The 20,048-nt window shown below is 71.8% G+C and carries 21 protein-coding genes; 10 read left to right on the top strand and 11 right to left on the bottom strand.

All coding sequences use genetic code 11. From position 1 onward, the window contains the following. The first annotated feature begins 13 nt into the window (after window positions 1-13). Together ACZ4TV_RS08690 and ACZ4TV_RS08695 are read left to right on the top strand one after the other, a co-directional pair. Entirely contained in the window at window positions 14-2,017 is a 2,004-nt protein-coding gene (locus tag ACZ4TV_RS08690; RefSeq protein WP_468132276.1) for a SpoIIE family protein phosphatase, read from the top strand. A 71-nt stretch (window positions 2,018-2,088) separates the two neighbouring features. Then, window positions 2,089-2,256 carry a hypothetical protein gene (locus ACZ4TV_RS08695; protein ID WP_468132146.1) on the top strand — a complete coding sequence of 56 codons (168 nt, stop codon included), beginning with the start codon at window positions 2,089-2,091 and terminating at the stop codon, window positions 2,254-2,256. 43 nt (window positions 2,257-2,299) lie between these two features. Here ACZ4TV_RS08695 and ACZ4TV_RS08700 read toward each other — a convergent pair whose 3' ends face one another. Continuing rightward, window positions 2,300-2,725 carry a DUF6299 family protein gene (locus ACZ4TV_RS08700; protein WP_468132148.1) on the bottom strand — a complete coding sequence of 142 codons (426 nt, stop codon included), beginning with the start codon at window positions 2,723-2,725 and terminating at the stop codon, window positions 2,300-2,302. 177 nt (window positions 2,726-2,902) lie between these two features. Here ACZ4TV_RS08700 and ACZ4TV_RS08705 point away from each other — a divergent pair, with 177 nt between their 5' ends. Both ACZ4TV_RS08705 and ACZ4TV_RS08710 read left to right on the top strand, forming a co-directional pair. Next, on the top strand, window positions 2,903-3,538 hold the full coding sequence (locus ACZ4TV_RS08705) for a DUF4352 domain-containing protein (RefSeq protein ID WP_468132150.1): 636 nt from the start codon (window positions 2,903-2,905) through the stop codon (window positions 3,536-3,538). A gap of 57 nt (window positions 3,539-3,595) precedes the next feature. Further along, window positions 3,596-4,090, top strand: a complete 495-nt coding sequence (locus ACZ4TV_RS08710) for a DUF5949 family protein (protein WP_468132152.1) — start codon at window positions 3,596-3,598, stop codon at window positions 4,088-4,090. A 139-nt stretch (window positions 4,091-4,229) separates the two neighbouring features. On the opposite strand, the gene ACZ4TV_RS08715 is transcribed toward ACZ4TV_RS08710, so the two are convergent. Continuing rightward, the gene (locus ACZ4TV_RS08715; RefSeq protein WP_468132154.1) at window positions 4,230-5,492 is read right to left on the bottom strand and encodes a cytochrome P450; all 1,263 of its coding nucleotides are present in this window, start codon (window positions 5,490-5,492) and stop codon (window positions 4,230-4,232) included. A 117-nt stretch (window positions 5,493-5,609) separates the two neighbouring features. Further along, entirely contained in the window at window positions 5,610-6,779 is a 1,170-nt protein-coding gene (locus tag ACZ4TV_RS08720) for a low temperature requirement protein A (RefSeq protein WP_468132156.1), read from the bottom strand. 143 nt (window positions 6,780-6,922) lie between these two features. Here ACZ4TV_RS08720 and ACZ4TV_RS08725 point away from each other — a divergent pair, with 143 nt between their 5' ends. From ACZ4TV_RS08725 to ACZ4TV_RS08750, 6 genes are all read left to right on the top strand, one after another. Further along, on the top strand, window positions 6,923-8,059 hold the full coding sequence (locus tag ACZ4TV_RS08725) for an MFS transporter (protein WP_468132158.1): 1,137 nt from the start codon (window positions 6,923-6,925) through the stop codon (window positions 8,057-8,059). Between the two features lie 202 nt (window positions 8,060-8,261). Further along, a complete protein-coding gene (locus tag ACZ4TV_RS08730; protein WP_468132160.1) occupies window positions 8,262-10,586 on the top strand; it encodes a molybdopterin oxidoreductase family protein in 2,325 nt (774 codons plus the stop codon). Window positions 10,587-10,592: 6 nt separating this feature from the next. Next, window positions 10,593-11,249: a 4Fe-4S dicluster domain-containing protein gene (locus ACZ4TV_RS08735; RefSeq protein ID WP_468132162.1), complete on the top strand. Its 657-nt coding sequence runs from the start codon at window positions 10,593-10,595 to the stop codon at window positions 11,247-11,249. Continuing rightward, window positions 11,246-11,908, top strand: a complete 663-nt coding sequence (locus tag ACZ4TV_RS08740; RefSeq protein ID WP_468132164.1) for a QcrA and Rieske domain-containing protein — start codon at window positions 11,246-11,248, stop codon at window positions 11,906-11,908. The genes ACZ4TV_RS08735 and ACZ4TV_RS08740 overlap by 4 nt, the downstream gene beginning before the upstream one ends. Then, window positions 11,905-12,273: a hypothetical protein gene (locus ACZ4TV_RS08745; RefSeq protein WP_468132166.1), complete on the top strand. Its 369-nt coding sequence runs from the start codon at window positions 11,905-11,907 to the stop codon at window positions 12,271-12,273. The genes ACZ4TV_RS08740 and ACZ4TV_RS08745 overlap by 4 nt, the downstream gene beginning before the upstream one ends. A 99-nt stretch (window positions 12,274-12,372) precedes the next feature. Further along, entirely contained in the window at window positions 12,373-12,585 is a 213-nt protein-coding gene (locus ACZ4TV_RS08750; protein WP_468132168.1) for a hypothetical protein, read from the top strand. A 43-nt stretch (window positions 12,586-12,628) separates the two neighbouring features. Here ACZ4TV_RS08750 and ACZ4TV_RS08755 read toward each other — a convergent pair whose 3' ends face one another. The 8 genes from ACZ4TV_RS08755 to ACZ4TV_RS08790 form a co-directional block, all read right to left on the bottom strand. Beyond that, window positions 12,629-13,078: a large conductance mechanosensitive channel protein MscL gene (locus tag ACZ4TV_RS08755; RefSeq protein WP_468132278.1), complete on the bottom strand. Its 450-nt coding sequence runs from the start codon at window positions 13,076-13,078 to the stop codon at window positions 12,629-12,631. A 174-nt stretch (window positions 13,079-13,252) separates the two neighbouring features. Continuing rightward, window positions 13,253-13,663, bottom strand: a complete 411-nt coding sequence (locus ACZ4TV_RS08760; RefSeq protein WP_468132170.1) for a hypothetical protein — start codon at window positions 13,661-13,663, stop codon at window positions 13,253-13,255. Window positions 13,664-14,021: 358 nt separating this feature from the next. Further along, the gene (gene pyrF / locus ACZ4TV_RS08765; protein ID WP_468132172.1) at window positions 14,022-14,798 is read right to left on the bottom strand and encodes an orotidine-5'-phosphate decarboxylase; all 777 of its coding nucleotides are present in this window, start codon (window positions 14,796-14,798) and stop codon (window positions 14,022-14,024) included. 16 nt (window positions 14,799-14,814) lie between these two features. Further along, a complete protein-coding gene (locus ACZ4TV_RS08770; protein WP_468132174.1) occupies window positions 14,815-15,372 on the bottom strand; it encodes a carboxymuconolactone decarboxylase family protein in 558 nt (185 codons plus the stop codon). 101 nt (window positions 15,373-15,473) lie between these two features. After that, window positions 15,474-16,307 carry an S-methyl-5'-thioadenosine phosphorylase gene (locus ACZ4TV_RS08775; RefSeq protein WP_468132176.1) on the bottom strand — a complete coding sequence of 278 codons (834 nt, stop codon included), beginning with the start codon at window positions 16,305-16,307 and terminating at the stop codon, window positions 15,474-15,476. Between the two features lie 72 nt (window positions 16,308-16,379). Further along, complete coding sequence (locus ACZ4TV_RS08780; protein WP_468132178.1) at window positions 16,380-16,694, bottom strand: FmdB family zinc ribbon protein; 315 nt, start codon at window positions 16,692-16,694, stop codon at window positions 16,380-16,382. A 67-nt stretch (window positions 16,695-16,761) separates the two neighbouring features. Beyond that, a complete protein-coding gene (locus tag ACZ4TV_RS08785; protein WP_468132180.1) occupies window positions 16,762-18,138 on the bottom strand; it encodes an MFS transporter in 1,377 nt (458 codons plus the stop codon). A 378-nt stretch (window positions 18,139-18,516) separates the two neighbouring features. After that, entirely contained in the window at window positions 18,517-19,998 is a 1,482-nt protein-coding gene (locus ACZ4TV_RS08790; protein WP_468132182.1) for a potassium/proton antiporter, read from the bottom strand. Between the last annotated feature and the right edge of the window lie 50 nt (window positions 19,999-20,048).

Here is a 20,048-nt window from a genome sequence, read left to right on the forward strand (position 1 = left end):
CGCGCTGAACGGCATGGGCAGTTTCGAGTGGGACCTCGACGCCGGGACGGTGGTGCTGGACGAGGCCGCCACGGACGTCTTCGACCTGGTGCCGGAGGAGTTCGACGGCACCCCGGAGGGCGTCGGGCTGCGCATCCGGCCCGAGGACGCCGCCCGGCTGCGCGAGACGATCATGGGGGTCCTGGAGAGCGGCGGGGACACGTACGGCGCGTACTTCACGGTGCACCGGCGGGACGGCCGCGACCTGTGGACGCACACCTCGGGCCGGGTGCTGCGGGACGGGGAGGGGCGAGCGCGGCGCATCGTCGGGATCGTCCGGGACGCGACGGCGGAGCTGGCCCACGCGACGCTGCTGCGCAAGCTGGAAGCGGCGCGCGCCCAGCAGACGACGATCGTGCAGCGGACCACGGAGGCCCTGTCGCGGGCGGTGACGGTGGACGACGTCACGGCCGCGCTGACCGGGGCGGGCGCGCTGGAGCGGCTCGGGGCGGACGGGCTGGCCCTGGGGCTGGTCGAAGGCGGCACCATGAAGATCATCGCGCTGAGCGGGGAATCGCTGGAGATCCTCAGCGAGCTGCGGTTCACCCGGCTCGACGGTTCGCTGCCGCTGTCGCACGTGGTGCTCACCCGGCAGGCACGTTTCGTCACCTCGCTCGCCGAGCTGGGAGAGGAGTTCCCGCTCCTCGCGGAGTACCTGAACCGGATCCAGTTCGACGCCGCCGCCTACCTGCCGCTGATCGCCCAGGCCAAGGCCATCGGCGGGCTGGTCCTCTTCTACCGGCGGCGCAGCGAGTTCAGCCCGGAGGAGCGCAACCTGTGCCTTGGCCTTGCGGGCATCGTGGCCCAGTCCCTCCAGCGGGCGCTCCTCTTCGACCAGGAGCGGGAGTTCGCGACGGGCCTGCAGGCCGCCATGCTGCCGCGCCGGATCCCGGAGATCACGGGCGGGGAGATCGCGGTCCGCTACCACGCCGCCTGGAGCGGGCGGGAGGTGGGCGGGGACTGGTACGACGTGATCTCGCTGCCCCGCGACCGCGTCGGCATCGTGGTGGGCGACGTCCAGGGCCACGACACGCACGCGGCGGCCATCATGGGCCAGTTGCGGATCGCGCTGCGGGCGTACGCGGGGGAGGGACATCCGCCGTCCACCGTGCTGGCCCGGGCCTCGCGCTTCCTCGCCGAACTGGACACCGAGCGCTTCGCCACCTGCATGTACGCGCAGGTGGACCTGGAGACCGGAGGCGTACGGGCGGTCCGCGCGGGCCACCTCGGCCCGCTGATCCGGCACACCGACGGGCGTACGGGCTGGCCCAACGTCCGCGGCGGCCTGCCGCTGGGCCTGGCTTCGGTCTTCGAGCAGGAGGAGTTCCCCGAGACCCGGCTCGACCTGGTCCCCGGCGAGACGCTGGTGCTGTGCACGGACGGTCTGGTGGAGGAGCCGGGTACGACCATCACCCAGGGCATGGAGGCCCTCGCCCACGCGGTGCGCAGCGGCCCGCAGGAGGCCGGGGCGCTCGCCGACCACCTCTCGGACCGGCTCTGGGAGCGCTGGGGCTCCGGGGACGACGTGGCGCTGCTGGTGCTGCGCCGGGCCCCCGACCCGGGGACGCACCGCGCGCCGCGCATCCACCAGTACATCCACCAGGCCGACCCGGAAGGCCTCTCGGAGGCCCGCTACGCCCTGCGGCAGGCCCTGCGCGACTGGGGTGTGCCGGAGCTCGCCGACGACGTGGAGCTGGCGGCCGGGGAGCTGCTCGTCAACGCCCTGCTGCACACCGACGGCGGGGCGGTGCTGACGATGGAGGTGCTGCCGGAACCGGTCCGCCGGATCCGGCTGTGGGTCAAGGACCGCTCCAGCGTGTGGCCGCGCCGGCGCACCCCGGGCGAGGCGGCCACCACCGGGCGCGGGCTGCTCCTGGTGGACGCGGTGGCCACGCACTGGGGCGTGGAGTCCCGGGGTGAGGGCAAGGCGGTGTGGTGCGAGTTCGACGCCGGGGGCAGTCCGCGGGGCGTGGGGTGAGCGGCCGGGTCACCCGGGTTGTGGGGCGCCGGGGGCGGGGTGATGATGCGGACCATGGAACGGATCGTGCTGTGCGCGGGCTGAGCAAGGCCGCCGTGACGGGCATCCTGGCCCTGCTCCTGCTGGCGGCCGGGGTACCGACCGTCGTGGACTGGACGACGGGGCGACCGCACGCGGACCCGGGGTGCCAGTCGGTGGCCTTCATGTCGATGACGGACGTCGCACCCGAGTGCCGGTAGCGGCGGCCACCGGACAGGGTGCGCCCCGGGATCCGGGCCCCGCCTAGCTGTGGCCGATCAGCTCGATCTCCTGCCGGTGCTCCGCGACCGTGTCGATGGAGCGCGGCATCAGGCCGGAGAAGTGGACCTCGTTGAGCTGGACCTCGGCCAGCGCCCGGCCCGGGTGGACGTTCCCCGTGAGCCGGAGCGAGCCGGTGGCCTCCCACACGTGCTCCTCGCCGTCGCAGTCCGCATCGCCGCCGCCGAAGCCGAGCCGGGTGCCGTCCTGGAGGACGGCCGCCGCGATCTGGAGCTTCGCTCCCAGGGGTGACGGGTTGGAGCAGTGGTAGGTGCCGGAAAGGGTGATCCTGCCGTCCTCGGAAATATGACCGTACGGCTGTACGGAAATTCCCTGCTCGAAAACAGTGGCGCCGGCAGGGGCGGTGAATACCGCCGTGGCGGCCAGTGCCGAGAGCGCTGCCAGGGCCATGCGGGAACCGTGAATACCCATCGTTCCTCCGAGTGGTTGTAGGCGGCGGGAATCCGCCGGAACGAATTGTGCTGGCAGGCGGGCGTACACATGCACTCCGCGCACTCGTGTCGGTGTGTGCAATTGCCCGCTCGGGCGCGTGAAACTGGCCGAAATACATCCCCGAAGGGATCCCGCATGCGCCAGTCCGCCGCCCCCGGTCTCGTCACCGGCCTCGTTCCCGCCTTCGTTCCCGCCCTCGCCACCGCCCTCCTGCCGCTCCTCCTGTTCGGTGCCACGGCCTGTCAGAGCGCCTCCGAGGGCACCGCGCCCGCCCCGGCGGTCCCGGCCGCGGCGCCCGCCGTCCCGGTGGACGACGGGGTGCCGGGAGCGGAGGGCGCCCCCGGAGGGGCCACCGTGAAGGCCGCCCATGTGGGTGACGCCGTACGGGTACACGGCACGCAGGTCGGCCGGCACCTCCAGGTCGTGCTCGGCGCGTACGTGGACCCCGCGATCAGCGTGGAGAAGAACTTCGTCCCCCCGGCCGGCAAGCGCTGGGTGGCCGCCTCGATGTCCTTCGTCAACGTCGGCGGGGCCTCGTACGGGGCGCTCGGACGCATGTGGGCGCACGACAGCGCGGGGCAGCGCCACCCGGTGGTGCCCACCGGGGAGCTGACGACCGGCAAACCGCTCGTCTTCGATTCCCTGGAGGTCGGTGAGCGGGCCGAGGGGTGGGTGGTGTTCGAAATCCCGGAAAACGCGCGCATCGTGCGGCTCCAGTACCAGGACGCGAACATCCAGGCGAATTCCGGAGAGGGATTCTGGGCGGTCTAGCCCGCCCGGGTGAAAGGCCGTGAAAGGCCCCGGGGAGAGACCACTAGGGTGCGGCGCATGACTTCTACTCAAGCCGAAATCGACCGGTCCCAGCTCGGCACCCTTTCGGTGCTCGCCTGGATCGGCGACCCCTCCGAGGCGCACGACATCCCGTACCTCCTCGCCTACACCCTCGGCGACGGCCCGAAGGGCCGGGAGGCCGGTGAGGCGGCGGCCCGCGGGCTGCTGGAGGAGATCGGCCTGCCCATCGGCGACGTCGTCATGGACGGCACCCGCAACCCGGCCGCCTTCCCCGTGCAGATCCTGCTGGAGGGCAACCAGATCGCGCTGACGCTGCCCGGGATGAACGCCCAGTGCACCGCGCCGGACGAGTGGGTCGCGGCGGCGGACGAGAGCGGGCAGGCGTACTTCCTCTTCGCCACGCGCGCCTGGCCCGAGGCGGTCCCGGGACGCCCGGTCGACGCGAAGACCCTGCAGGACTTCGCGGGAGACGAGTCGGTGCTCACGGGCAGCGCCCACTGCGTGCTCACCGTGCGGCGCCTGCAGAAGTAGCCGCACCGCCGCGGGTGGCGACGCCGCCACCCGCTGCGCCGCCACCCGCTGCGGCACCACCCGCTGCGGCACCATCCGCTCCGGCCGCCGGGCTCCCAGCCTGCCCGGTGGCCGGTCCCGCCCCTGTGCGAGGCTGCCGTCAGGGCCGTTCGAACGCGAACTTGAGCGAGCGGACCCGGTTGTCGAAGTTCGATCCCGCGAGGTCCGGCAGGCCCACCGCGCGCAGCCCGACCGGCCGGGTGAGCAACTCGCGGAAGAGCGCCTTCATCTCCACCCGGGCCAGGTGCGCCCCCAAGCAGAAGTGCGGACCGCCGCCCCCGAACCCCAGGTGCGGATTGGGCGAGCGGGTGATGTCGAAGGCGTCGGGGTCGGGGAAGACCGTCTCGTCGCGGTTGGCGGAGGCGTAGTACAGGACCACCTTGTCGCCCGGGTGGAAGACGTGCCCGTCCATGGTGTGCTGCGCGGCCACCGTCCGGCGGAACTGGATGATCGGTGTCGAGTGGCGGATCATCTCGTCCACCGCGCCGTCCGCGTACTTCTCGAAGTCCGAGAGCAGCAGGTCCCGCTGGTCCGGGTGGTCGGTCAGCAGGGTCAGCCCGTGGGTGATCGCGTTACGGGTCGTCTCCACCCCCGCGACCATCAGGAGCGAGAAGAAGGCGCCGAGTTGACGGGCGCCGAGGGCCTGGCCGTCGACGTTCGCGCGGACCAGCGCCGAGATCAGGTCGTCGGTGGGGTTCTTGCGCCGCTCCCGCCCGATGCCCGCCACCATCCGCTGCATGCGGGCGAGCGCCCGCAGCCCGCGCCCGGGCATCCGCAGCCGGGAGGCCAGGCCCCGTTCCACGCCGATGTTCTCGGAGGCGTGGTTGACGCGGTCGGCGATCTCGGCGCGGTAGCGCTCCGGGATGCCCATCATGTTGCAGATGACCTCCAGGGGCAGCCGGGAGGCCACCGCCGCGACGAACTCGTCGGGCTGCTCGGCCAGTACGTCGTCCACGATGCGGGTGGCGACGGCGTGGATGTCGGCCTCGGCGGCCGCCAGCAGGCGGGGGGTGAAGGCGCGCTGCACGATCTTGCGCAGCTGGGCGTGGTCGGGGCCGTCCAGGTTGACCATCGAGTCCCCGAACAGCGCGCGGACCCAGCGGGCCGGCTCGGGGGTGGTGACGCCGGGGGCGCTGGCGAAGACCTTGGGGAGGCGGCTGGCCTCCTGGACCTGGGAGTGCCGGACGAGGGCCCAGTGACCGGGCCCTTCGGGGACGAAGACGGGGGCGTGGGCTGCGCGGAGGCGGGCGAAGGCGGCGTGGCGGTGGGCGGGGGGCTGCTGCCAGAAGCCGGGCTCGGCCAGTTCCCTGCCGGGGGCGGTGGTGGTGTCGCTGCTGCTCTGGCGTGGTGGCGGGAGTGTCATGGGCCTTGCCTCCAGTGGATGCGCGTCGTTCTGCGCTGGAGAACGGCGGCGGTGGTGCGGGAGTGACGGTTCGGCGCGGCGCCGCTGCCGGGGGCGCCGCCCCCGGACCCCCGCGTCTCAAACGCCGGCGGGGCTGGATCGTGGGGTGGAGCGCGTGGCCAGGGTTACGCCGACCGCGACCGTGGCTGCCGAGACCAGGCCCGCGTAGAGGACCGCGTACGTGCCCGTCCAGGTGCAGGCGAGGGTGGCGAGGGCGGCGGCCGGCAGGACCGCCTGCTGGGCCGCGCCGCGCTTGAAGTGGCGGGAGTGCAGCAGCCACACCATGATCAGGAAGAGCGCCGACGGGACGGTGACGGCGGCGTTGGCGGCGAACTGGGAGATGTGTGCCTTGCCGACCGCGTGCTCGACCGCGACCTCGATGCCCGCGCCGATCGCCGCACCCGACGCGAAGATCAGCAGGTGGCCGTAACCCCAGGGGATCGCCTCGCGGTTGGAGGTCAGCCGCTCGTGCATCGGGACGGCGAAGTAGATCCACCAGGCGGCGAACACGATCAGCAGCCCGCCCGCCGCGATGGGCAGCAGCAGGCCGAGGGCCTGGTGCTCGTCGATCGCGGACTTGACCGCCACGGTGCTCGCGGCGATCGTCTCGCCGAGCACGATGATGGTGAACAGGCCGTAGCGCTCCACGATGTGGTGGGCGTGCCAGGGGGTCTGGTGGCCGCGCTCCGCGATCGCCGGGACCAGCAGTTCGGCGGCGGCCAGGACGAGGAACAGCCAGCGCTTGGCGCCGTCCGGGGCGAACAGCAGCGCCACCCAGCCGGCCTGGCAGATGACCAGTCCGGCGGCGTACTTCAGCGCCGCCGCCCTGGCCGCGCCCTGCTCCCCGGCGGCGGCCCGCAGCCACTGCGCCGTCAGCGCGACGCGCATGATGACGTAGCCGATGACGGCCACCGTCCAGTCGTTCTCGTCGAAGGCCCGGCCCACCCCCGCCGCGTAGACGAGCACACCGGCGATCTGCACCAGCGTCGCGATCCGGTACGGCACGTCGTCGACGTCGTATGCGGAGGCGAACCAGGTGAAGTTCATCCACGCCCACCACACGCCGAAGAAGACGAAGAAGTAGCCGATCACCCCGGTGCCGGGATGTCCCTCCGCGAGCGCGTGCACGAGCCGGGCGCCGGCCTGCGCGATGGCGACGACGAAGCAGAGGTCGAAGAACAGCTCCAGCGGAGTGGCCGCGCGATGGTGCTCGTCGCGGCTGCGGGGGGTCATGGGGGAATACGCCATACAGGCCAGGAGACCAGAGGGACGGACCCCCGGCGGGCGGGACGCGCTGCCCGTACGGCCCCTACGGCTGTGTGACCCCGTTCGGCCTCGTCGTGAGGACTGCAAAACGGGCCCAATCGGTACAGATCACCTAGCGTGGGGCTGTGCCCGAGCCCTCAGAGACCCTCGCCGCCCCGCAGCCGCCCCCCGGGGCACCCGGCACCGCCGAGGCCGCACGGAGCCGGCCCGCCGCGCCGCCACCTGGGCCGGGCGCACGGCGGTCCGTCACCGCACGGGCCACCCTGGCCGGCGCCTCCGTCTCGCTCCTGCTCATCGCCGCGATCGTGCTGGGCAGCCGGATGCTGCGCGACTTCGACTCGGCGCTGCTGCCGTACGCCGTCGCCACCGTCTTCCTGGCCTTCGGCGTGGCCTACCGGTACACGGTCTGGGTCTCCGCGCCCGGCGCGCGCCGCCTCTTCACCAAGGGCTTCGGCAGCTTCTTCTCGGCCGCCAACTTCCGCAGGGCGCCCACCGCCCTGCCGAAGATGATCGCCACCTACCTGGGCTTCCAGAAGTTCCTCGGCGCCCGCTCGCGCGCCCGCTGGGCAGCCCATCAGCTGATCTTCTGGGGCTGCGTCCTGGCCGCCCTCATCACCTTCCCGCTGACCTGGGGCTGGTTCACCTTCACCTCCGGCAGCGGCTCCGGCCCCGGCTACGAGATGCGGATGTGGGGCATCAAGGTCCTCGGCTTCGACTCGCTGAACGTCCTGGGCTGGCTGATGTTCCACGGCCTGGACCTCGCCGCCGTACTGGTCATCCCCGGCGCCTCGTACTTCCTGTGGCGGAGGATGAAGGACCGCGGTGCCATCACCGGCCAGCGCTTCGCCTACGACCTGCTGCCGCTGATCTGCCTGATCGTGATCTCCGTGACCGGGCTGCTGCTGACCTTCTCCTCGATCCTCCTGCACGGCGGCGGCTACGAGTTCCTGGCCGTCCTGCACATGGTGTCGGTGGTGTTCACCCTCATCTACATCCCGTTCGGGAAGTTCTTCCACATCGTCCAGCGTCCCGCCGCCGTCGGCATGCAGCTGTTCAAGTACACGGCCCGCCATGACGAGCAGGTCTTCGCCTGCAAGCGCTGCGGGGAGCCCATCGACACCACCCCGTACGTGGAGAACCTGCGCGGCACGATGCGGGACCTGAAGCTCGACTTCGACGCCTTCGTGGAGTACTGCCCGCGCTGCAAAAGAGTGCTGCGCGGCAGCGTCTACCTGGCCCATGTCAAGAAGGGCTTCAATTGAATCCTTCCCCTCGCGAACGAGGGGAATCCCTGGCTCACGCCGCTCTGCCGCTCAGTGAACGATCGAGTCTTCTGCGATCAGCACCAGCCGGGTTGAGACCAGCCCGGATATGACTACCAACTATGGGGTTACACATGCGTGCTTGGTTCTCGCTACGCAGTCCCGGAGGCTACCACTGGACGCGTGTCCTCTGGAGGGTTTCGTGACTGCCGCCCCCAATCCGGCCGTCGGGCCCGTGCACCTCTCCATCGACCCCTCGATCGCACCGCCCGGCACCCGCGCCTTCCGCGACGCGGGCGGCATTCCCGCCGGCCAGTGGCACGCCGACCAGAACGGCGAGACCCTCGTCCCCACCCACTGCTGCTTCTGCGGCGTGCAGTGCGGGATGTACCTGCGCGTGGACAAGGGCGGCAAGGTCTTCGGCGTGGAGCCCCGCAACCACGACATCAACCGGATGCGGCTGTGCCCCAAGGGCATCAACGCCTACCAGCAGGTCAACCACCCCGACCGGCTGACCGCGCCGCTGATGCGCCGCTCACGCGGGGAGACCTTCGAGGAGGTGTCCTGGGACGAGGCCCTGGACTTCACCGTCTCCGAGATCCGGCGCATCCAGGCGGCCCACGGGAACGACGCCTTCGGGCTGCTCGGCGGCGCCAGCCTGTTCTCCGAGAAGACGTACCTCGTCGGCAAGTTCGGCCGGGTCGCCCTCAAGACCCGGCACGTCGACTACAACGGCCGCCTGTGCATGGTCAGCGCGGCCGGCGCCAACAAGCTCGCCTTCGGCATCGACCGGGCCGCCAACCCCTTCTCCGACATCCTCCTCACCGACTGCCTGCTGATCGCCGGCTCGAACGTGGGCGAGTGCTTCCCGGTGATGACCCAGTACGTCTGGGGAGCCCGCGACCGGGGCGCCTCGCTGATCGTCGTCGATCCGCGCGAGACGGCCGTCGCCCGCACCGCCGACGTCCACGTCGCCCTCAAGCCCGGCACCGACTCGGCCTTCTTCAACGCCGTCCTCCATGTGATCGTCGCCGAGGGCCTGACCGACGAGGAGTACCTCGCCGCCCACACCACCGGCTGGGACGAGGTCAGGAAGACCGTCCAGGACTACCCGCCCGCCCGCTCCGCCGAGATCTGCGGCATCCCCGCCGCGCAGATCGTCCAGGTTGCCCGGATGTTCGGCGGCGCGGACAAGGCCATGGCCTTCCACGCGCGCGGGATCGAACACCACTCGCAGGGCGTCGAGAACTGCCTGTCCGTCATCAACCTGTGCGTGGCCACCGGAAACCTCGGCAAGCCCGGAGCCGGCTACGGCACCATCACCGGCCAGGGCAACGGTCAGGGCGGCCGCGAGCACGGCCAGAAGGCCGACCTCCTCCCCGGTGGCCGGTCCATCATGAACGAGGAGCACCGCCGCCAGATCTGCCGGATCTGGGGCATCGAGGAATCCGAACTCCCGCCCGCCGGCACCTCCATGATGGAGATGGTCTGGCAGATGCGGCGCCAGGAGATCCGCGGTCTGATCGGCATCTGCAACAACCCCTTCGTCTCACTCCCCCACTACGGGGCCGTCAAGGAGGGCTACGACGCCCTCGAGTTCCACGCGCAGTTCGACTTCTTCCTCTCCGAGACCGCGGCCAACGCGCACGTGGTCTTCCCCGTCACCGTCTGGGCGGAGGACGAGGGCGTCATGGCCAACACCGAGGCCCGCGTCGTCAAGCACAACAAGGCGCAGGAGCCCCCCGCCGGGGTGCGCACCGACACCTGGGTGATGTGCGAACTCGCGCGACGCCTCGGCGCCGGCGACAAATTCGACTTCGCCGGCTCCCGCGAGGTGTTCGACGAGCTCCGCGTCGCCTCGGCCGGCACGGTCAACGACTACTACGGCATCACCTACGAACGCCTGGAGGAGACCGGCGGCATCATGTGGCCCTGCCCCGCCACCGATCATCCGGGCACCCCCCGGCTGTTCGAGGGCGGCACGACCTTCCACCCCGACGGCAAGGCCCACATGCAGGTCGTCGAATGGCACCCGCCGATGGACCCCTACACCGAGGAGTACCCCCTCTCCCTCACCACCGGCCGCACCGTCGCGCACTTCCTCTCCGGCAACCAGACCCGCCGCCTGGGCGCCCTCGTCGAACAGACCCCGCGCCCCTGGGTGGAGATCCACCCCTCGCACGGCTACCGGAACGGCGACCCGGTCCGGGTGGTCACCCGCCGCGCCAGCGAGGTCTTCCCGGCCCTGGTCACCGAGGCCATCCGCCCGGACACCGTCTTCATCCCCTACCACTGGCCCGTACCGACGGCCGCGAACGCCCTGACCATCGACGCCCTCGACCCCCGCTCGAAGATTCCCGAGTACAAGGTCTGCGCCGCCCGGATCGAGGCCGGCGAGCGGATCGACGAGGTCCCCGCACCGCCCACCGCCCCGGGCCGCGAGGCCTGTCCGGAGACCCAGGTCTCCCGCGCCGACCCCCTGCCCCCCACGTCCCCCCAGGGCCGTGGCACGGCGGAGAGGAGCTGACCCGTCATGATGGGCCGCACGATCTTCATCGACCCGGGTCGCTGCATCGGCTGCCAGGCCTGCGTCTCCGCCTGCCGCGAATGCGACTCCCACCGCGGCACGTCGATGATCCACCTGGACTACACCGAACCCGGCATGTCCGTCGCCTCCCTTCCGACCGTCTGCATGCACTGCGAGGACCCGGTCGCCCCCTGCGCCGAGGTCTGCCCCGCCGACGCGATCCTGGTGACCGCCGACGGCGTGGTCCAGCAGGCCGACACCACCCGCTGCATCGGCTGCGCCAACTGCGTCAACGCCTGCCCCTTCGGCGTCCCGAAGATCGACCTCCAGGCGAAGCTGCAGACGAAGTGCAACCTCTGCTACGACCGCACCGCCTACGGCCTGGCCCCCATGTGCGCCACCGTCTGCCCCACCGGCGCCCTCTTCTACGGAACCCTCGAGGAGCTCCAGGCCGAGCGCCCCGGGGTGCAGGTGGCCGACTCCTTCGCCTTCGGGGAGGTGATGGTCAGTACCGGCGTGGCGATGGTCGTCCCCGCCGACAAGGTCCAGTGGCCCGTCCCCGGTGGGCTTCCCGTCGTCGAGATCAATGGAGTGGACATGCGCGAAGCGACTTTGAATGAGGGTGGCGGCGGGCGGCGGGTGGACGGAGCCGAGGTCCGATGAGCCTGACCGAACAGCCCGCTCCCGCACCAGGCCCGGATCCCGCGGGGGACGAGGCCGCCGAGCAGCTGCGTGACCGGATCAGCGCCGACTCCCTCACCACCCGCCGCGACTACCTGCGTATCGTCGCCACCGTCTCCGGCGGCCTGGCCATCGGCGGTGTCGGCGTCGCCGCCGGCATCCTGCACCGGCACGGCGACAGCGAGGACCTGCCCGAGCCCAAACTGGTCGCCGAGGAACTGGCACCCGGTAAGTCGGTGGCCTTCCGCTTCCCCGGCGCCGAGGACCGGGCCCTCGCCGTACGACTGGCCGACGGCTCCCTGGTCGGCTACTCCGCCGTCTGCACCCACCTGGCCTGCGCCGTGCTGTGGCGCGAGGACCGGGGCTCCGAAGGGCAGCTGTACTGCCCCTGCCACGAGGGTGTCTTCGACGCCCGCACCGGCGAGGTCACCGCGGGCCCGCCTCCCCGCCCGCTCCCCGTGATCTTTCTGACCGAGCGGGACGACGGCAGCGTCTGGGCCATCGCCACCGCCAGGTCGGGAGAGCCCGCCCGGGAAGCCCTCTGCCGGCAGTTCGGCGATTCCCGTCCCGAGATGGCCCAGCAGCTGGGCTGCCCCGGCGTCGCCCGTCGTGCCGCCGTGACCGAGAGGGGGCGGACGTGAGCGACGCGCAGCTGCCTCCGCGCCCGGAGTACCACCCGGGCAGTGCCCAGCCCCGGCTGAACCGGCCCGTGCGGGAGCGGTATCCGCAGATCCGCTCCACCAGCGGATACGGAGACCCGCGCATCCGCAGCACCGGCCCCGGCCCGGGGGCCGGCACCGAGCAGGAGCCGGAACGGTCCTCGAAGCTGAACGCCCGTCTGGCCCTGGCCCTGACCGTCGTCATCGGACAGCTCTGGGCGCTGACGGTCACCGTCAACGAGTGGATGAAGGGCAACACCGGCACGGCCTGGTGGGGAGCGGGATTCCTGGTCCTGTCCTTCCTCGTCGTGATCGGACTGTGGCTCCTCGACCCGAAGGACCGATGACCACCTGCCCGGCGGTGTGCTGGTCGTTCTACGCCCGCAGGGGCGCCGGGGCTCCCGGCTGAGCGGGGCCGGGGGCCCGGGCGGCCGTACCCTGGAGGCATGAGCAGCACCCCCGCCTCCGACCCGCAGTCCTCGCGTCCCGTCCCCGAGGCCGACGAGCCCCGGCCGAAGCCCAGGCTGGTCTTCGACGACCCGCTGGACCAGCAGTCCTCGGACGACACCGACCGCGGCTGGGGCGAGCGGCCGTCCGCCGGGGGAAGCGCGGCCGATCTGGCCCGCTTCCTCGACGAGAAGCCCCCGCACCACATCTGACCGGCCGAGGCGGCCGCCGCTTTCGCCGCGGCCGCCCGAGCCGCTAGAACGCGTCGCGCGACCCCGGTGCCCCGCCGCCCCCGCCATTGGCGGAACGCTGCGTGACCAGGACGTCCCGGATGTCCTTGAGGACCTCCAGCTCGGTGAGCTCCATGGTCTCCTGCACGCCTTCCTTCGCCTTGCGCCGCGCCTCCACCTTGGCGAGGTACTTCGCCATCGGCAGCACCATGAGGAAGTACACGACCGCGGCGGTGATCACGAAGGTCAGCGTGGCATTCAGCACCGAGCCCCAGAGGATCTCGACACCGGTCGGCTGGCCGTCGTCGCCGATGCCGCAAGGGCTCTTGAGGCAGGACGTGTAGCCGTCCAGGCTCTTCGTGCCGATCGCGCCCACCACCGGGCTGATGATCCCCTTGACCACCGAGTTCACGATGTTCGTGAACGCGGCGCCGATGACCACGGCCACCGCCAGGTCGACCACGTTGCCGCGCATCAGGAAGGCCTTGAAGCCTGCCAGAACGCTCTCCTTCTTCTCCTCGCTCACCACTGAGCCTTTCTTCACATGTGCCGAACACGGAGCCAACGGTTCCGAAAGCTACGGCAGTCCGGGCGCGGCGTGTCCAATCGGTGCCCACCTCGTGGTGACTTGACTGACCGCGTGTACGAATCAACACAACGTCACCGCCAGTCGGGTCACGGCTCCCGCCCCCACCAGGGCCCGCGCGGTGTCCCGGGGCACGGACAGGACCACCAGCGCCCCACCGTCCCCAACACCCTCGTCCGGAGCGGGCACTTCGGCAACCCGGGCCCCCGCGGCCACCACCCTGGGCGGTCCGGCGCGCTCCGCCGCGACCACGTCCACCCGGTCCCCGGGCCGCAGCAACCGCACCGTCGCCGCGTCCGCGATGCGCACCGGGGCCGACACCATCCGCACCGCCGCGGGTGGCGCCGCACCCTGAGCGACCCGTGCCGGAGGCGGCGCGGCGCCCCGTGAGGCCTGCGCCTCCGTGCCGCCCACCGCCAGTCCCGCCGCCACGACGGCCAGCCCGGCCGAGGCGACCCGCCGCCGGCGCCGCACGGCCCGGCGCAGCCGGTCCCCGCCCCGCCCTACGCGAAGCGGCGGGAACGGCGGGACCGGGCGTGCGGGGGGACACGGAGAGGAAACCGCGCACGCGGGAGCGGCGGAAGCGGCGGAAGCGGAGGAAGCGGGCGAAGCGCAAGGAGCGAAGGGAGCGTTGGGAGCGGACGGGGCCGAGGAAGCCGAAGAGGCCGAAGAGGCCGCGGAGATACGGGACATGACGAGCACCACCAAACCGAGAGAGTCGCTGTGCCCGGGCCCAGTGCCCGGACACACCTCACGATCCGGCCTCCCGCGGAAACCCGCTCGCGCCTGTGGACGATCCCCAGCTTGTGGATAACCCCGTCACCCCCAAGGGTTACTGGGCGGACCTGCTCGCAGCCCGGACCTGGCGCAGTGCGGCCACCGGCTCCGCGGCCCGCGCGATCGACCGGCCCACCACGACGTGCGAGGCCCCGGCCGCGAAGGCCGCCTGCGGCGTCCCCGGCCGGGCGTGCCCGCCCGCGAGGGGCCCTTCGGGACCTCCCGAACGGGCACCCGCCGCACCGTCCGGCCCCAGCGTCACGCCCGGCGTCACGATCAGCCGCTCCGGCCCCAGCAGTTCGCGCAGCGGCCCGGCCTCCCGCGGCGAGGCGATGACCCCGTCGCATCCCGCGCCCACCGCCAGCCGGGCCAGCCGCAGCACCTGCTCCTCGGTCTGCGCGGCGATGCCGATGTCGGCGAGGTCGCTCCCCGTCATACTCGTGACCACCGTCAGCGCGAGGACCCGCAGCCGCGGGAACTCCCGCGCCGCCTCCACCGCCGCGGCCATGATCCCCGTACCGCCCATGCCGTGCACCGTCACCATGGACGCACCCAGCGCGCCGGCGGCCCGGACGGCGCCGGCGACGGAATTCGGGATCTCGAAGAGCTTCAGGTCGAGGAAGACCTCGTGCCCCCGCTCGACGAGGTCCCGGGCGAGTCCGGGACCCGCGGCGGTCAGCAGCTCCAGACCGACCTTGTAGAAGCCGCACGCGTCTCCGAGGCGCTCGACGAGCGCCTCGGCGGCCGGGCGGTTGTCGAAGTCGAGGGCGACGATGACCCGACCGTCGGTCTCGGCGCCGGTGTCCCTGTCCGTATCCGTGTCCGTGTTCACGCCGTCATTGTCGAGGTCACGGCCCGGCCGGGAGCCGGCAGGCCTCCGCGAAGCCCTGACTGGTCAGGCCGAAGGCGCTGTTGACGCGCGAGCGCCAGTCCTCCAGGGCGACCATCGCGGTGAGTTCGACGAACGCCGCCTCGCCGAGCCGCGCGATCAGTTCCGCCGCGAGCTCGTCCGTGACCGCCGGCTCGGTCTCCGTCATGGCCTCGGCGTACTCCATGACCAGCAGCTCCAGCTCGGTGAACACCTCGCGGGCCTCCCGCCACCGCGGCACCCGCTCGGCCTTCTCCGCCGGTATGCCCTGCTCGTGCCCCTCCCAGTAGCCGAAGTCCATGCACCACGAGCAGTTGATGCGGGCCGCCGCCGCCATCACGGCGAGGTGCTTGAGCCCGGCGTCGAGCGCGTTCCACTTCGCCGCCTGCTGCTCCAGGCGGACGTAGGAGAACAGCACGCGCGAGTTGTGCCCGTACGCCTGACCGGGGTCGAGCACCTTGCCGTAGGTCCGGCGCGAGTACCAGGCGCCGATGCGCATGAGGAGGGTGCGGGGCGGGGTGAGCGAGATACGCGGCATGACGGTCATCTCCCTGAGCGGTGAGTCCCCGTGGGGCCTTACCAAGGAGGACAAGACAGCCGTGCCGGATGTGACAGCCCCCGGAGACCGACCCCGCCGCGCTACGGGAGTTCGATGCCCAGGTCCCAGCCGTCGTGCGCGTGGGTGCACAGGCAGGCGCGGGACTCCGTCGCCGGCAGCGCCGCCACGGCGTCGAAGAGGACCTCGCGCAGCCGGCCGACGTTCTCGCCGAACACCCTCAGGACCTCCGTGTGCGACACGCCCTCACCGGTCTCGGCGCCCGCGTCCAGGTCCGTGACCAGCGCCATCGATGTGTAGCAGAGCCCCAGCTCACGGGCGAGGACCGCCTCCGGGTGACCGGTCATGCCGACCACCGACCAGCCCGCCGCCGCGTGCCACCGCGATTCGGCGCGCGTCGAGAAGCGCGGCCCCTCGATGACGACCATGGTGCCGCCGTCCACCGGCTCCCACTCCCGCCCCCGGGCTGCCGCCAGCGCGACCGACCGCCCCACCGGGCAGTACGGGTCGGCGAAGGTGGTGTGCACGACGTTCGGCACGCTGCCGTCGGGCAGCGGCTCCCCGTCGAAGAAGGTCTGCGCGCGGGCCTTCGTACGGTCGACCAGCTGGTCGGGAACGAGCAGTGTGCCGGGTCCGTACTCGGTCCGCAGACCGCCGACCGCGCACGGGCCGAGCACCTGGCGGACGCCGACCGAGCGCAGGGCCCACAGGTTCGCCCGGTAGTTGATCCTGTGCGGCGGGACGGTGTGGCTGCGTCCGTGGCGGGGCAGGAAGGCCACCTCGCGGCCGGCCAGCTCGCCCACGTACAGCGAGTCGCTGGGGGGCCCGTACGGGGTCTCCACCTGGATCTCGGAGACGTCCTCCAGGAAGGAGTAGAAGCCCGAGCCGCCGATGACACCGATCTCTGCGTTCACCATGCGGCCCACCCTAACCGGGCATGCCGAAGGCCCCGCTGCCCGGTCAGGGCGGGCGGGGCCCGGGTGGAGCGGTCAGGCGGCCGACGTGGAGCTGCTGCTCGCGCTCGACGACGTCGAGGAGGACGAGGCGGCAGGAGCGGCGGCAGCGGTCGACGTGGACGACGACGAGCTGGAGGCCGGCTTCGAGGCAGGCGTGCTGCTCGACGAAGCGCCGCGGCTGTCGTTCCGGTAGAAACCGGAGCCCTTGAAGACGATGCCGACCGCGGAGAACACCTTCTTCAGGCGTCCGTCGCAGCTCGGGCACACGGTCAGTGCGTCATCGGTGAACTTCTGCACGGCCTCAAGGCCCTCACCGCACTCGGTGCACTGGTACTGGTAGGTCGGCACGAATTTCCTCCTGGCACTCTCACTCAATGAGTGCTAACGACGCTCCATGGTGACGTATTCCGGCCGATCAGTCCACCGTCACCGGCACGCGGTGACCCATCCCACGCTCGTTCACCTGCATACGGCCGACCGACGGGCCGACCGGCGAGCCGACCGACGGGCGAGCAGGCGCCGCCGCCGGCGCGGACGCGGACGCGGACGCCGACGCGTTCACGATCCGGCTCGGCGCCTTCGGGGCCAGCTTCGCGCGCAGCGCCAGCAGGGCGGCCAGCGCGAGCGCGGTGGCGCCCATGGGCACCAGGAAGCCGTACGAGGACCCGTGCGCGTCCGTCAGGCGGCCGGCCAGGGTGACGGCGACGGCCTGACCGAAGGCGATCGAACCGGTCAGCCAGGTGAAGGCCTCGGTCCGGGCGCCCGCGGGAACCAGCTGCTCGACCATCGTGTAGCCGGTGATCAGCGCCGGGGCGATGCACAGGCCGACGACCAGGCCGAGCGCGCCCAGCAGGATCACCGAGTGGGCGGCCCACAGGACGGACGCGGCGGCGGTGAGGCCGATGTAGCCCAGGATCAGCCGGCGGCGCGGGCCGATCTTCCAGGCGATGGCGCCCATGGCGATGCCGGCGATCATGTTGCCCGCGGCGAAGACGCCGTAGAGCAGGCCGTTGGCCCCCGGGTTGCCGATCTCGTTGGAGAAGGCGGCGAGCGAGACCTGCATGCCGCCGAAGACGGCGCCGATCCCGAGGAAGGCGAAGATCAGGACGCGCAGGCCCGGGAAGGACAGCGCGAAGGCGCGCTTCTCACCGGTGGACGACGGGGCGTGCGGCTTGGGCTGGGTGGCCCGCTGGGCCGCGAAGAGCAGGCCGCCGAGCAGCGTCAGCGTGGCCTCGGTGACCAGGCCGGCGGCCGGGTGGACGCCGGTGCACAGCGCGGTCGCCAGGACCGGGCCGACGACGAAGGTGAACTCGTCGGTGACGGACTCGAAGGCGGCGGCGGTCGGCAGCAGCGGCGAGCCCTCCAGCTTGGCGGCCCAGCGCGCCCGGACCATCGGTCCGACCTGCGGCACCGAGGCGCCGGCGGGTACGGCGGCCAGCGCCAGCGCCCAGACCGGCGCGCCCAGCAGGGCGAGCGCCGCGAGGCCGCTGACGGCGGCGGCGTGCGTGAGGACCACGGGCAGCAGGACGGCGCTCTGGCCGAAGCGGTCGGTGAAGATGCCCATCAGGGGCGCGGAGAGCGCCATGGAGATGCCGGTGACGGCGGCGACGATGCCGGCGCTGCCGTAGGAACCGGTGGTGTGCTGGACCAGAAGCAGGATGCTGAGGGTCAGCATCCCGAAGGGGAGCCGGGCGGCGAAGCCGGGAAGTACGAAGCCGAGGGCGCCGGGTGTGCGCAGGAGCTTCCCGTAGCCGGGGCGGGCGGAGCTGTCGGTCGTGACCGCGGATGTCACGGCCTTGCCTTTCCGCTGCCTGGTAGAGCGTCCCCGTCTGCGGACGGTGCTTCGCCTTGTGAGCGGCCGCACCCGTACATGTGGGAGCCCCGAGAGCTGTCCTCTTGCGCAGAACCGAGTGATACCTGGGCGCCCACTGCGGGAGGGTGCCACGGCCGCTTTGCGGTCGCGCCAGCTCTGCGTCAGGCAGAGTTGGTTCGATCTGTTGTGCCTTCATCGTACAGGGACACCCGCTATCACGCCCTGTGATTACGGTGACAAGCCGTGTCTTCACCTGCGATTAACGGAAGCTTCGCCTGCGAGGAGCCCCTAAATAGCGCCTAAATAGGGGCAAAGCCGGTCAGATCTCATGGAACCTGGGCCAATTAGAACGCTGCTCTAACGCGACGCGGGCCCGTTGCCCGTCCCCAGCCACCCCGCCAGCTTGCCGCCCCGGGCCACCGCCCGCAGCCGCGCCTCGGCCGCGTCCCGTACCGGATCGGTCGCCACCACCAGCAGCTCGTCCCCGCGCCGCAGCACGGTCGACGGCAGCGGTACGAAGCTCTTCGCGTCCCGGACCACCAGCGTGACCGAGGCACCCGGCGGCAGCCGCAGCTCGCTCACCTCCACACCGTGCATCCGCGAGGCGGGCGGGATCGCGAAGGACAGCAGGTGCCCGCGCAGCTTCTCCAGCGGCGCCGACTCGATGCCGAGGTCGGACGCGGTCTCCTCCGAGGTGCCGAGCTTCAGCTTGCGCGCCACCCAGGGCAGGGTCGGCCCCTGTACCAGGGTGTAGACGACGACCAGCACGAAGACGATGTTGAAGACGCGGTCGCTGCCCTCGATCCCGGACACCATCGGGATGGTCGCCAGGATGATGGGCACGGCGCCGCGCAGGCCCGCCCACGACATCAGGGCCTGCTCCTGCCACGGAATGCGGAAGGGCAGCAGGCTGACGAAGACCTCCAGGGGCCGCGCCACCATCGTGAGCACCAGCCCGATGACCACGGCGGGCCAGAAGTCGTGGATCAGCTCGTGCGGGGTGACCAGCAGGCCGAGCAGCACGAACATGCCGATCTGGGCGATCCAGCCGAGCCCGTCGGCGAACCCCCTGGTGGCCGGCCAGTGCGGGAGCTTCGCGTTCCCGAGCACCATGGCCGCCAGGTACACCGCGAGGAAGCCGGAGCCGTGCGCCATCGCGCCGGCCGCGTACGCCACGATGGCGATGGCCATCACGGCGATCGGGTAGAGGCCCGAGGCGGGCAGTGCCACGTGCCGCAGACCGTACGCGCCGAGGAAGCCCACCGTGAGGCCGATCGCGACGCCGATCGCCAGCTCCAGGGCGATCGTGCCGAGCAGGACGTACCAGTCGTCCACCGGGCCGACGGTGGCGAAGGCCACCACCAGGATGACGACGGGTGCGTCGTTGAAGCCGGACTCCGCCTCCAGGACGCCCGTGATCCGGGAGGGCAGCGGGACCTTGCGCAGCACCGAGAAGACGGCCGCCGCGTCGGTCGAGGAGACGACCGCGCCGATCAGCAGGGCTTGCCGCCATTCCAGTCCGACCAGGTAGTGCGCCCCCGCCGCCGTCACGCCCACGCTGATCGCGACGCCCACCAAGGACAGCACGATCGCGGCCGGCAGCGCCGGTTTGATTTCCTTCCACTTGGTGCCCAGACCACCCTCGGCGAGGATCACGACCAGTGCGGCATAACCGATGACCTGGGTCAGCTCGGCATTGTCGAATACGACGTTGCCGATGCCGTCCTGGCCTATCGCGATGCCTATGCCGAGGTAGATGAGCAGGCTGGGCAGGCCGCTGCGTGAAGAGATGCGTACCGCCGCGACCGCGACGAGCAGCACGAGCGAGCAGACCAGCATGAGCTCATTCAGCGTGTGGACATTCAGCGGGCGGCCCTCCTCAATGCACC

The organism is Streptomyces sp. NPDC028910 (assembly GCF_055564955.1).

What these genes read in the sequence shown, in the direction of transcription:
- ACZ4TV_RS08690 (WP_468132276.1), top strand. Translation starts at nt 14, where the DNA reads ATGGGCAGTTTCGAGTGGGACCTCGACGCCGGGACGGTGGTGCTGGAC.
- ACZ4TV_RS08700 (WP_468132148.1), bottom strand. Translation starts at nt 2,725, where the DNA reads ATGGCCCTGGCAGCGCTCTCGGCACTGGCCGCCACGGCGGTATTCACC.
- ACZ4TV_RS08705 (WP_468132150.1), top strand. Translation starts at nt 2,903, where the DNA reads ATGCGCCAGTCCGCCGCCCCCGGTCTCGTCACCGGCCTCGTTCCCGCC.
- ACZ4TV_RS08710 (WP_468132152.1), top strand. Translation starts at nt 3,596, where the DNA reads ATGACTTCTACTCAAGCCGAAATCGACCGGTCCCAGCTCGGCACCCTT.
- ACZ4TV_RS08715 (WP_468132154.1), bottom strand. Translation starts at nt 5,492, where the DNA reads ATGACACTCCCGCCACCACGCCAGAGCAGCAGCGACACCACCACCGCC.
- ACZ4TV_RS08720 (WP_468132156.1), bottom strand. Translation starts at nt 6,779, where the DNA reads ATGGCGTATTCCCCCATGACCCCCCGCAGCCGCGACGAGCACCATCGC.
- ACZ4TV_RS08735 (WP_468132162.1), top strand. Translation starts at nt 10,593, where the DNA reads ATGATGGGCCGCACGATCTTCATCGACCCGGGTCGCTGCATCGGCTGC.
- ACZ4TV_RS08740 (WP_468132164.1), top strand. Translation starts at nt 11,246, where the DNA reads ATGAGCCTGACCGAACAGCCCGCTCCCGCACCAGGCCCGGATCCCGCG.
- ACZ4TV_RS08750 (WP_468132168.1), top strand. Translation starts at nt 12,373, where the DNA reads ATGAGCAGCACCCCCGCCTCCGACCCGCAGTCCTCGCGTCCCGTCCCC.
- ACZ4TV_RS08755 (WP_468132278.1), bottom strand. Translation starts at nt 13,078, where the DNA reads ATGCGCGGCAACGTGGTCGACCTGGCGGTGGCCGTGGTCATCGGCGCC.
- ACZ4TV_RS08770 (WP_468132174.1), bottom strand. Translation starts at nt 15,372, where the DNA reads ATGCCGCGTATCTCGCTCACCCCGCCCCGCACCCTCCTCATGCGCATC.
- ACZ4TV_RS08775 (WP_468132176.1), bottom strand. Translation starts at nt 16,307, where the DNA reads ATGGTGAACGCAGAGATCGGTGTCATCGGCGGCTCGGGCTTCTACTCC.
- ACZ4TV_RS08790 (WP_468132182.1), bottom strand. Translation starts at nt 19,998, where the DNA reads ATGCTGGTCTGCTCGCTCGTGCTGCTCGTCGCGGTCGCGGCGGTACGC.